Here is an 11,319-nt window from a genome sequence, read left to right as displayed (position 1 = left end):
GGGGCACGTACCATGGCCGCATGTCCTTCCTCCGCCGCCGCAGCGCCGCCACCCCCGCCGGGCCGGACTTCGACGTCCTGGCCATGGACCCGGGCGACTGGCCGGGCAACCTCGGGGCCGGGCTGCTCCCCGCCCCCGACGGCAGCTGCCAGGGCGTCTTCCTGCGCTACGACCTCTTCGGCGGCCGCGGCCCGGCGATGATCATCGGCAACCTCCCCGAGGGGTCCCCGGCCCGCGAGCTGGCCGACAAGCAGGTCCCCTTCGAGGTGGCCCAGCTCCTCGACGCCCTGGAGAACGACGAGGACGTCGAGGTCACCGGCGCCGAGGACTGCCCCGTCATGCAGGGCGACAACCTCCTCATCGTCCGCAAGATCAAGCTGTCGGAGTCCCGGATCTCCTGCGTGCAGTTCGACCGCAGCGACAACGTGCTGGTCACCATCGCCAGCTGGGACCGCCCCATCACCGACGACCTCTACGCGCTGCTCAAGCCGCTCCCCGCCGAGCTGTTCCAGCAGGGCTGAGCGGGCCCGTCCCGCCAGGGCTACGCGTCCGCGATGTCGCTCGCCGCCACATAGCCGAACGTCATCGCGGGGCCGATCGTCGAGCCCGCCCCCGCGTAGCTGTGCCCCATCACGGCGGCGCTCGCGTTGCCCGCCGCCCACAGGCCCCGGATCACCGCGCCGTCCTCCCGCAGCGCCCGGGCCCGCGCGTCCGTCACGATGCCGCCCTTCGTCCCCAGGTCGCCCGGGACGATCCGGAACGCGTAGAACGGCGGCGCCCACACCGGGGCCAGACATGAGTTCGGGTGCACTCCCGGATCCGTGTAGTAGTGGTCGTACGCCGTGTCGCCCCGGTGGAAATCGGGGTCGTTCCCGCTCCACGCCTGCGCGTTGAACCGGTTGAGGGTGGCCCGCAGGGCCGCCGCCGGTACCCCGATCTGCCCCGCCAGCGCATCCCATGACCAGGCCTTCTTCGCCGCGCCCGCCTCGTACCAGGAGTCCGGGAAGGCAAAGGTCGGCAAGACGTCCTTGAACAGGTACTTGTCGCGGTAGTTCTGGTCCACGATCAGCCACGCCGGGATGTGTGAGCCCGGCGTGCCCCGGTCCTTCTCGTACATCACGTGCACCACATCGCTGTACGGGGCCGCCTCGTTGACGAACCGCGCGCCCGCCGCGTTGACCATCAGGCCGCCCGGCAGCGTGCGTTCGGCCAGGCAGAAGTACGGTTCCCCGGGGAGCGGGATCGACGGACCCCACCACGCGTCGTCCATCAACGCGAGCGCCGCCCCGGCCCGTTCGCCCGCCCGGATGCCGTCGCCCGTGTTCTCCTTCGCGCCCACCGACCACTGGGTGCCGATCGGCTGCTGCTGGTACCGCGCCCGCATCTCGGCGTTGTGCTCGAAACCGCCCGAGCCGATGACCACCCCGCGCCGGGCCCGTACGACGCCCCGCGCACCGCCCTTCTCCACGACGACCCCGGTCACCGCGCCGCCCTCCTGGACCAGCTCCACCAGGGGGCAGTTCAGCCAGACCGGCACCCCGGCCCGCAGCAACCCGGCCCGCAGACCGGTGGCCAGGGCCTGGCCCATGGTCAGCGGCTTCTGCCCGCAGGCGGCGGCCGCCGCGCCGCGCGCCAGGCACTCGGTGGACACCGTCAGGCCCTTGGCGCTCACCGCGGCCAGGTTGAGCCACTTGTAGTCCTGGCTGAACACCACCATCCCGGCCGGTACCGGCAGGTACGCCGAGTTCAGGTGCGCCAGTTCGGCGCCCAGGACGTTCCCGTCGATCTGGTCCGGCTCGATCGAGCGGCCGTTCGGCAGCCCACCGGGCAGGTTCGGGTAGTAGTCGCTGTAGCCGTCCATGAAACGGAACTTCAGCGGGCTGTGCGCCATCACGAAGTCCAGCATCCGCGGCCCGTTCGACAAGAACGCCTGCTGCCGGGAGGCCGGTACGCCCGGACCCACCACGGCCGCCAGGTACGCGGCCGCCTTCTCGGGCGTGTCCGGCACCCCCGCGCCCAGGATCACCGAGTTGTTCGGCAGCCAGATGCCCGCGCCCGAACGCGCGGCGGACCCGCCGAAGGTGGGCGCCTTCTCGACCACCAGCACGCTCAGCCCGCGCCCGGCCGCGGTGAGCGCGGCGGTCATGCCGGACGCCCCCGATCCGACCACCACGACGTCGTACTCGCCCAGCGGGGGCGTGTCGGCGGCCCGCGCCACGACGGACGGCAGACCGGCGGCCAGTACCCCGGCGCCGGTACCGGTCAGAACCGTACGCCGGGAGGGGGAGGTCGGGCTTGCGGACATGGGCGGTCTCCAGCGGTGTGGGACGACAGGGGCGGCTCTCCAGCACCTCTTCTGATGCTGCGTCAGAGAAGGTGTGCGGGGGATCATGTGAAGTCAAGGCATACGCCGGGGTAGCGCGTGCGCCCGCAACGCGCGGGATCCCTTGGTACGCACACCGGGTGTGCGTACCAAGGGATCCCGGACCCGTCCGTCAGCCGTTTCCGCCGCTTCGGCGTTTGCGCCCGTCAGCGGGTGCCGACCGCCGCCCTGACCGCCCTGCGGGCCAGCCCGCTGTCGTCGTGCAGCCGACGCAGCAGCAGCCGGTGTTCCTCGCCGCTCGACAGCACGCCCGAGGGGAGCGCCTGGGCCGGGGCGGCCGCCGTGATCGAGCGCTGCACCGCCGTCTCCGCCATCCGGATCTCCCGCGTCAGCACCAGCATCAGGTTCACCAGGAAGGCGTCCCGGGAGGCCGGTCCGCCCGACTGCGCCAGCCTGCTGATCTGACCGCGGGCCGCCGGGGCGTCGCCCAGCACCGTCCACAGCGTGGCCAGGTCGTACCCGGGCAGGTACCAGCCGGCGTGCTCCCAGTCGAGCAGCACCGGCCCCGCCGGGGAGAGCAGCAGGTTCGACAGCAGCGCGTCACCGTGGTTGAACTGGGGCTGCACGCCGCCCATCTTCAGGCCGTGCAGCAGCTTCTGCAGATCCCCGAGGTCACGGTCGGTCAGCAGCCCGCGCGCGTGGTCGCGGGTGATCCGGTCGGCGTAGTTCAGCGGCTTGGCGAACAGGTCGGCCGGCGGCTCCCACTGGTTGACCCGGCACACCGCGCCGAGCGCGGCCCGTACGTCCGCACGCGGGGGCGCCTCCACGGGGTGGCGCTGCAGCGCCGCGACCCGCCCGGCCATCCGCTCCACGATCAGTACGCAGTTCTCGGGGTCGGCGGCGATCAGCCGCGGCACCCGGACCGGCGGGCGGTGCCGGACGAACGCCCGGTACGCCGCTATTTCGTGCTGGTACAGCTTGCGCCACTCGGGCGAATGATCCAGTAACACCTTCGCGACGGCCGTCATCCTTCCGGTGGTGCCCACCAGGAGGACCGAGCGCCCGCTGCGTCGTAGCACTTGCACCGGCGCGAACTCCGGACAGATCCGCTGCACCGAGGCGAGCGCGGTGCGCAGTTGCGCGCCCTGCGGCCCCGAGAGGTCGATTCTGCCGCTGATCGGCAGCGTCCCGGTTCCCGGCATCCGCCGTGCCCGTACGGCGGCCTGTGCCGTGGCCGTGGGACGGCCGGGTTCGAGGTAGGGGCCGCCGCCCGGCTGGAAGGTGCGGTGCGGCCGGACGGGCGCGGACACGGAGGACGTTGCTGCGTACATGATGATACGGATCCCTTCGTGCGCCGACGAGTTGCGTACGCCGCCCCGCTCGATCCCGTACATCACCCTGGGGAGTTCCGCCGGTGACCGGGTCGGGGAGGCGCATTCCTACCTGACACCCAGGTGCGGGTGGCACACCATGTGGCGCACCCTGGCGAACCCTGGCGAATAGTCGCTCGGCATCTGACGCCGGGTTACTGTCAACTCAGCCGAGAACCTGGGGGCTTGACGTGAGCAAAGGACCCAACACCCGCTTGTCCGACCTGTTCGGGCTGGCCGGGTGGTCCAAAGGCGAACTCGCGAGGATGGTCAACCGGCAGGCGGCGGCCATGGGCCACCACCAGCTGGCCACCGACACCTCGCGGGTGAGGCGCTGGATCGACGTGGGGGAGACCCCGCGCGAACCGGTACCGACCGTACTGGCAGCCCTGTTCACCGAGCGGCTCGGTCGTGTCGTGACCATCGAGGACCTCGGGTTCGTACGGCAGCGGCGCACCTCAGCACGGCAGGACGGGGCGAAGGACAACCCCGACAGCCTGCCCTGGGCGCCCGAACGCACAGCCGCGGTCCTCACCGAATTCACGGGAATGGACCTCATGCTCAACCGTCGCGGTCTGATGGGCGCGGGCGCCGCACTCACAGCAGGCTCCGCCCTCACCAACGCCATGCACGACTGGCTGCACTCCGACCCCCTGCCCGCCACCCCCGCGCCACGCTTCGGCGGCGACGGGTTCCAGGCCGACCCCGCCGGTTACGACCGCTACGAGGCGGCGCCCATCGGTTCCCAGGAGATCGAGGCCCTGGAGCGTTCAGTGGACGTCTTCCGCGCCTGGGACGCCTCCAGAGGCGGCGGCCTCCAGCGCAAGGCCGTCGTGGGCCAGTTGAACGAGGTGGGCGGCATGCTCGCCTACCACCACCCCGACCACCTCCATCGCAGGCTCTGGGGGGTGGCGGCCAACCTCGCGGTCCTCGCGGGCTGGATGTCCCACGACGTCGGTCTCGAACCCACCGCCCAGAAGTACTTCGTGATCGCCGCGCACGCGGCCCGCGAGGGCGGCGACCGCCCGCGGGCCGGTGAGGCCCTGTCCCGCGCGGCGCGCCAGATGGTCCACCTGGGCAAGCCCAACGAGGCCCTCGACCTGATGAAACTGGCCCAGTCCGGCTCGGGCGAGGAGACCCTGCCGCGCACCCGCGCCATGCTGCACACCATCGAGGCGTGGGCGCAGGCCGCCATGGGCAAGGGCCAGGCGATGCGCCGCACCCTCGGCGAGGCCGAGGACCTGTTCGTGTCCGACACGGGCGACGTACCGCCCCCCAGCTGGATGCAGCACTTCGACGAGGCCGACCTGCACGGCATGCAGGCGCTGGCCTTCCGTACCCTCGCCGACCACGATCCCGACGCCGCGCCGGTCGCCCAGCTGCACGCCAGGGAGGCGTTGCGGCTGCGGGGTGCCGGACACCAGCGCTCGCAGATCTTCGACTACATCTCCATGGCCTCGGCGTGCTTCCTGGCCGACGACCCCGAGCAGGCCGACCGGTACGCGCGGCTCGCGCTGGTCTCCATGAACGAGACGTCCTCGCACCGGACCTGGGACCGGCTGCGCGAGATGTACCGGCTGACCGGGCAGTACGCGGGCTACGGGCGGATCGAGGAACTCCGCCAAGAGATCAAGCTGGCCCTGCCGAACAGTCCTCCGCGGGGATCCGCCCGCGGTGTCCGGCGGACCTGAACCACCGCCCGCACCGTCGACAAGACGTCCACCCGACCGTCCACGAGACCGTCCGACCGTCCACGCGAGCGGCCACGAGCGGCCATGAGAAAAGGCCGCACCCCGAGGGCGCGGCCCGGCGAAGTGCTTCAGGCCCCGATCATGGCGACCAGGACGCAGGCGTCCTCTTCGCGGCCGGTCTCGCCGAACTCCTCGATGACCATCCGTACGCAGTCCTGGGCCGAGCGCGCCGCCGAGAAGCGGGGCGCCAGCGCCAGCAGCCGCTCGGCCCCGTCCGTCCGGCTGAACTCGATGCTGCGCGGCGTCAGCCCGTCCGTGTGCAGGACGAGTACGTCGCCCACGTCGAGCCGCTCCTCGCGCTGCCCGTACGCCGTCCCGGAGGTCGCGCCCAGCAGTACGCCCTCCGGCGGCCGCAGGGCGCGGCCCTGACCGTGGCGGAAGAGCAGCGGAGCGGGGTGACCGGCCTGCGCCCAGGTGAGCGTCCGGCGGGCCGGGTCGTAGCTGCAGCACACGGCGGAGCCGAGGGCGGGCTGGACGGAGGTCTCCAGCAGCTGGTTGAGGCAGCCCATCAGCGGGCCCGGCTCGATCCCGGCCATCGCCATGCCGCGCAGCGCGCCCAGCATCATCGCCATCGAGGAGGTGGCGGTGACCCCGTGCCCGGTCAGGTCTCCGACCGTCAGCAGGGAGCGCCCGTCGGGGAGTTCCAGGGCGTCGTACCAGTCGCCGCCGATCAGGGCGCTCGTCGCCGAGGGGAGGTAGTGCGCGGCCACGTCCAGGGCGCCGGTACTGCCCCGCGGCATGCGCGGGGATCCGCCCCACGGGGGGAGTACGGCCTCCTGCAGTTCGACCGCGAGGCGGTGCTCGGTGCGGGCGATCTGCCGTTGGCGCTGGAAGGAGTCACGGGTTTCGCGCACCGCGCGCTCGCTGCGGCGCAGGTCGCTCACATCGCGCAGCACGGCCCACATGGACGCCGTACAGCCGTCGGCCTCGTCGAGGACGGGTTCGCCCCGCATGTGCAGGGTGCGGACCCGGCCGTCGGTGCGGACGATGCGGAACTCGCCGTCGATGGGCCTGCCGTCGACCAGGCAGGCCGTCACCATGGCCGTGAGCAGGGGCTGGTCCTCGGCGAACAGGGTGGAGCCCAGCTCGTCCAGGGACAGCGGTCCGGCCTCGGGGGAGCGGCCGAAGATCAGGAACAGCTCCTCGGACCAGCTGACCTCGTCCGTGAGCAGGTTCCATTCGGCGCTGCCGACCCGGGTCTGCGCGACCTCGGCGCCGAGCTCCGGCGCGGGCTGGTGGAGGACCTCGGCGGATTCGGGAACCGGGGGCAGGCCTTCCCTGAGCTGGCCCAGGTGTTCGCCCAGGTCGTCGAGGTGGTGCACCGCGAGGTCGCACAGCGCGCGCTGCCAGCGGCCCTGGGCGTCGTCGTCGTCCACCACCGTGTCGCGGCGCACCGCGTCCACGCCTCCGCGCAACCGACGGGTCTGGTTGATCAGCGCGTCCACCGACCCGGGATGGGGAGGCTGCGCGGAACGGTCCGCGAACAGGTGCGACGGCATGAGGACTCCGATACAGGCGCGGCACGGCCAAGTCTGGAGGAAGGACCGGTGACGACTGTTGCACAGACGGCAATGGGCCGTAAGCCGTTTGGCAACATCAGGGCCGTTCCTGCCGTGGGCATATGCCAACGGCCTCCCGCCCCCCCTGGGGCCGTGCGAACAGTTCCGGTCACGCCGTTCAGACGACGAGTGGAACCGCGTGGATCTCGCTGGCCGGGTGCCCGGCCCGCTCGTGGATCCGCTGGACCGCCTCGGCCGAGGGCGCCTCGGAGAGGCAGTACACCGTGCCGGACTCGGGGTCGGCCCAGGCCTGCTGGAAGCGCACCCCTTCGTCGGCCTCGATGGCCAGGTCGGCCCGGTGGGCGGCCGACAACTGTTCCGCGGTGATGCCCTGCATGCCCTGGTGGACGTCCATGAACGTGGTCACCTTCCTACACCTCCTCACTGTCTCGTCGTACCGGTCGTACTGCTCCCATCGTCCGCCCGCTCGGGCGGCGCGGCGCGGCGCGGGGCGGCCGAAAACCGGCGGGCCGGGCGCGGGCGGTCGATCGTACGGCCGAGGTGTACGAGAACGGGCCGCCGGAGTGGGCCGGGTCCGCGATGCCGTCCGGTCGGCGGCCGGCCGGAGGTGACCCGGCGGGAGGGGCGCCCGCGGACCCCGCTTCCCCCAGGTGACCCATAAAACGGGCATGAACCGGAAGAATTGCTTGATCATGCTCGAATGAGGCGTATCAACGCGAAACGGGTGCTGGTCGGCGAGCCGCTCGACACCGCCCGCTTGGGCGAGACCCTGCTGCCCAAGCGGCTCGCCCTGCCGATCTTCTGCAGCGACCCGCTCTCCTCCGTGGCCTACGCCACCGAGGAGATCCTGCTGATCCTCGCCCTCGGCGGTGTGGCCCTGCTGCACCTGGCCTGGTACGCGGCCGCCGCCATTGTCTTCCTGCTGGTCGTCGTCGTCGCCTCCTACCGGCAGACCTGCCACGCCTATCCCGGCGGCGGCGGCGCGTACATCGTCAGCTCCGAGAACCTCGGCCCGACCGCCGCGCTGACCGCCGCCAGCGCCCTGCTCGTCGACTACGTCCTCACCGTCGCCGTCTCCGTGGTGTCCGGGGTCGCCGCGATCACCTCGGCCATCCCCTCCCTGAACGACCACGAGGTCGTCCTCTCGGTCGGCTTCGTCGTCCTGCTGACCCTGATGAACCTGCGCGGCGTCCGCGAATCGGGCCGGGTCTTCGCGGTCCCCACCTACGGGTTCGTGCTCGTCATCTACGTCATGTTCGGCGTCGCCGCCGTCCGGATGGCCACCGGCACCACCATCCGCGCCGAATCCGCCCACCTGCCGATCACCGCGGCGGGCACGTACGCGGGCCTCGCCGTCGTCCTGCTCGCCATGCGCGCCTTCGCCTCCGGCTGCACCGCCCTCACCGGAGTCGAGGCGATCAGCAACGGCGTCCCCGCCTTCCGGAAACCCAAGAGCCGCAACGCCGCCACCACCCTCGCCGCCATGGGCTTCCTGTCGGTGACCATGTTCGTCGGCATCACCGTCCTCGCCATGACCTACAAGGTGCACGTCGCCGCCGACCCCACCGAACTGGGCCTGCCCGCCGGAACCCCGACCTCCACCGCCCTCGCGCAGATCGGCCGCGCCACCTTCGGCAGCTGGGACTTCCTCTTCTACCTGCTTCAGGCCGTCACGGCGGGCGTGCTGATCCTCGCCGCGAACACCGCCTTCAACGGGTTCCCGATGCTCGCCTCGATCCTGGCCAAGGACCGCTACGCGCCGCGCCAGCTCTACAACCGCGGCGACCGGCTCGTCTACTCCAACGGCGTCGTGCTCCTCGCCCTCGCCGCCATCGCCCTCATCGTCGCCTTCGACGCCCAGCTGACCCGCCTCATCCAGCTCTACATCATCGGCGTCTTCGTCTCCTTCACCCTCTCCCAGGCGGGCATGGTCCGGCACTGGCGCAGGGAACTCGCCGCCGACACCACCCCCCGGGAAGAGCGCGTCCACATCCACCGGCGGCTCGGGATCAACGCCATCGGCGCCGTCATGACCGCGCTCGTCCTCGTCATCGTCCTGATCACCAAGTTCACGCACGGCGCGTGGCTCGTCGTGATCGCCATGCCGCTGCTCTTCATCGGCATGAAGGGCGTACGCCGCCACTACGACATCGTCGCCCGGCAAGTGGCGGTCGCCCCCGGGGTCAAACCCCGCAAACCCGCCCGCCACCACGTCGTCGTCCTGGTCGCCTCCGTCCACGCCCCCACGCTCAAGGCCCTCGGCTTCGCCCTGGGCCTGCGCCCCGACACCCTCACGGCCGTCAGCGTGGCCGCCGACGAGGAGGACGCCGACCTGCTCCGGGCCGCCTGGGCCGAACACGACCCCGGGATCCCGCTCAAGATCCTCCACTCGCCGTACCGGGAGGTCGTCGGTCCGGTCCTGGAGTACGTCCAGGAACAGGCCGCCCAGGAGGGGACGGACATGCTGTCCGTGGTCATCCCGGAGTACGTGGTGGGCCACTGGTGGGAGCAGCCCCTGCACAACCAGAACGCGCTGCGGCTCAAGGCGAGGCTGCTGTTCACCCCGGGGGTCGCCGTGATCGACGTACCGTACCTGCTCGAATCGGCACGCCACGACGAGCCCGAGCCCGCGCCCGGGACCACCTCCTAGCCCACCGCGGTGTCCACGATCACCGAGCCCCGGGCGGCGAGGTGCCGGTCGGGGGAGAAGCTGGGCGAGAAACCGAAGGGGAACCCGTCGTTCTTGTCCGGGCTGTCGCACGGCACGTCGTACGTCCACTCGACCACGTAGCGCCCCGAGTCCGCGGGCAGCGTGAAGGACAGCTCCCCCGCGTAGGCCCCGCTCGCGCACCGGCCGTGGGTGCGGCGGACGGTGTGCGCAGCGGTGTCCGCGTCGAAGCGCGTGCGGTGCCCGGCCTCCGTACGGACCTCGGCGGTGACCACGTAACGGTGGTCGCGCCAGTTCCAGAACAGCAGCTCCCAGCTGAAGGTGTCCGCGCACACGGCCACCTTCACCGTCCACTCCTCGGCGTCCCGGCCGGCCAGGTCCATGGTGACCCGGCAACGGGCATTGGCCTTCTCCCGCCCGTTGTAGGACCGCTGGGTCCGGCACGAACCGTCGGCCGGGTCCATCGCGGTCCGCCGGGCCGAGGTGTCGCAGGACAGGCCGTACGCCGCGGCCGCCCAGAACTCCCCGTACCCGCCGTGGTCCCCGTACGAGGGGTACGCGCCGTACACCGGCCACGGCTCGGACAGCCCCCGCGCGGCCGGGACGCTCTCGTCTGCGGACGGCAGCCGCCCGCCGTCGTCCGCCAGCACCCGGATTCCGGAGATGTCCTGGTCCTCGGAGAGCGCGAGCGTGGCGAAGTTGTCCCCGTCCTCGGCGGGGCGCGGCACCCCGCCCCGGCTGAACTCGTGGTCCGAGGGGCACCGGCGGAGCACGAAGAACTCCTCGTCGTCCTGCCGGTCCCAGAACAGGTTCGCGTAACGGGTGTGGCGGCGGTCCGGGACCGCCGCCGTCAGCTCCGTCGGCTGGGTCTCGACCAGATCGCCGTACTCCGCCCGGACCACCGGCCGCCTGCCCTTGAGCAGGTCCCGGCGCCGCGCGTCATGGGTGAGCGCGCTGTAGTCGCGGTCGCCGCCCGCGATCAGCAGGCAGTGCTCGCGGGCCAGCCGGTAGAAGGGGTGGGCGCGCAGCTCCTCCAGCGCCGGATGGTCCAGGCCCTGCGCGCCGTAGTGCTTGGTCTGCATCGCCACATCGCTGAGCAGCATGTCCAGCTCGTACTGGAGCTGGACGGCCCGGGCCTGCTCCCGCTCCGCCGCGTAGAACTCGTGGGCGGCCTTCAGCTCGGCGGTGCGGGTCGTGGCGCAGGTCAGCTCCGCCGCGAGTTCGTCGACCCGGCTCACATCGGTGTCGTGCTGCGACAGACCCACGAAGAAGTCGGTCGTCTCGCCGTACGGCTGCGCCGGCTCGGCCCCGAAGTGGGTCCAGTGCAGCAGCGTGAGCCGACCGCTGTACAGGTCCTTGAACACCACGTACCGGTGATCGTCCTCACGCGGGCTGGTCGGCCCGTAGTGCCGGGCCTTGATCTCCTTCTCGAAGGTGATCCGCCTGCCGTCCGGGGCGATCCGCAGCTGGAACATCCGGCGGCCGTCGGCTCCCGGCCGCTCCAGCTCGCGCAGCAGCTCCGCGGTCGGCTCGTCGAAGGTGGGGGGATGGAAGCCGTGGGGCATGGGGTCTCCCGGTGTGGGGGCGTCGGTGCGGTGCGTCACCGAGCCTGGCCGAGAGCGGGGTGCCCAGGTGGCCGGGTCCGGAGAGGCTGACCGGATCCCGTCCCCGCGCCACGGCCCGGCAC

At 71.9% G+C, this 11,319-nt stretch carries 8 protein-coding genes; 3 read left to right on the top strand and 5 right to left on the bottom strand.

Annotation, left to right across the window (positions count from 1 at the left end; genetic code table 11):
• The first annotated feature begins 20 nt into the window (after positions 1-20).
• Entirely contained in the window at positions 21-521 is a 501-nt protein-coding gene (locus QMF80_RS20360) for a hypothetical protein (protein ID WP_283455337.1), read from the top strand.
• Positions 522-541: 20 nt separating this feature from the next.
• On the opposite strand, the gene kstD is transcribed toward QMF80_RS20360, so the two are convergent.
• Together kstD and QMF80_RS20350 are read right to left on the bottom strand one after the other, a co-directional pair.
• The gene (gene kstD / locus QMF80_RS20355; protein WP_283455329.1) at positions 542-2,305 is read right to left on the bottom strand and encodes a 3-oxosteroid 1-dehydrogenase; all 1,764 of its coding nucleotides are present in this window, start codon (positions 2,303-2,305) and stop codon (positions 542-544) included.
• 224 nt (positions 2,306-2,529) lie between these two features.
• The gene (locus tag QMF80_RS20350) at positions 2,530-3,654 is read right to left on the bottom strand and encodes an aminoglycoside phosphotransferase family protein (RefSeq protein WP_283455328.1); all 1,125 of its coding nucleotides are present in this window, start codon (positions 3,652-3,654) and stop codon (positions 2,530-2,532) included.
• A 230-nt stretch (positions 3,655-3,884) separates the two neighbouring features.
• Between QMF80_RS20350 and QMF80_RS20345 the strand changes: the two genes are divergently transcribed.
• Positions 3,885-5,384 carry a DNA-binding protein NsdB gene (locus tag QMF80_RS20345; RefSeq protein WP_283455327.1) on the top strand — a complete coding sequence of 500 codons (1,500 nt, stop codon included), beginning with the start codon at positions 3,885-3,887 and terminating at the stop codon, positions 5,382-5,384.
• A 128-nt stretch (positions 5,385-5,512) separates the two neighbouring features.
• Here the strand turns inward: QMF80_RS20345 and QMF80_RS20340 are convergent, their stop codons facing one another.
• Together QMF80_RS20340 and QMF80_RS20335 are read right to left on the bottom strand one after the other, a co-directional pair.
• Entirely contained in the window at positions 5,513-6,943 is a 1,431-nt protein-coding gene (locus tag QMF80_RS20340; RefSeq protein WP_283455325.1) for a PP2C family protein-serine/threonine phosphatase, read from the bottom strand.
• A gap of 178 nt (positions 6,944-7,121) precedes the next feature.
• Complete coding sequence (locus QMF80_RS20335) at positions 7,122-7,370, bottom strand: SCO4226 family nickel-binding protein (RefSeq protein ID WP_283455324.1); 249 nt, start codon at positions 7,368-7,370, stop codon at positions 7,122-7,124.
• A gap of 294 nt (positions 7,371-7,664) precedes the next feature.
• On the opposite strand from QMF80_RS20335, the gene QMF80_RS20330 reads away from it, so the two are divergent.
• On the top strand, positions 7,665-9,614 hold the full coding sequence (locus tag QMF80_RS20330; RefSeq protein ID WP_283455321.1) for an APC family permease: 1,950 nt from the start codon (positions 7,665-7,667) through the stop codon (positions 9,612-9,614).
• Here the strand turns inward: QMF80_RS20330 and QMF80_RS20325 are convergent.
• Positions 9,611-11,197 (bottom strand): hypothetical protein, encoded by a 1,587-nt coding sequence (locus QMF80_RS20325; RefSeq protein ID WP_283455319.1) that lies wholly within the window; start codon positions 11,195-11,197, stop codon positions 9,611-9,613. The genes QMF80_RS20330 and QMF80_RS20325 overlap by 4 nt on opposite strands.
• Positions 11,198-11,319 lie beyond the last annotated feature (122 nt).

This window comes from Streptomyces sp. G-G2 (assembly GCF_030063135.1).
Taxonomy (GTDB): domain Bacteria; phylum Actinomycetota; class Actinomycetes; order Streptomycetales; family Streptomycetaceae; genus Streptomyces.
The sequence above is the reverse complement of the archived record's forward strand: the minus strand, read 5'-3'. Positions and strand labels throughout refer to the sequence as shown.

Coding starts and splice junctions, on each gene's coding strand:
- QMF80_RS20360 (WP_283455337.1), top strand. CDS start 21: ATGTCCTTCCTCCGCCGCCGCAGCGCCGCCACCCCCGCCGGGCCGGAC.
- kstD (WP_283455329.1), bottom strand. CDS start 2,305: ATGTCCGCAAGCCCGACCTCCCCCTCCCGGCGTACGGTTCTGACCGGT.
- QMF80_RS20340 (WP_283455325.1), bottom strand. CDS start 6,943: ATGCCGTCGCACCTGTTCGCGGACCGTTCCGCGCAGCCTCCCCATCCC.
- QMF80_RS20325 (WP_283455319.1), bottom strand. CDS start 11,197: ATGCCCCACGGCTTCCATCCCCCCACCTTCGACGAGCCGACCGCGGAG.
- QMF80_RS20330 (WP_283455321.1), top strand. CDS start 7,665: ATGAGGCGTATCAACGCGAAACGGGTGCTGGTCGGCGAGCCGCTCGAC.
- QMF80_RS20350 (WP_283455328.1), bottom strand. CDS start 3,654: ATGTACGCAGCAACGTCCTCCGTGTCCGCGCCCGTCCGGCCGCACCGC.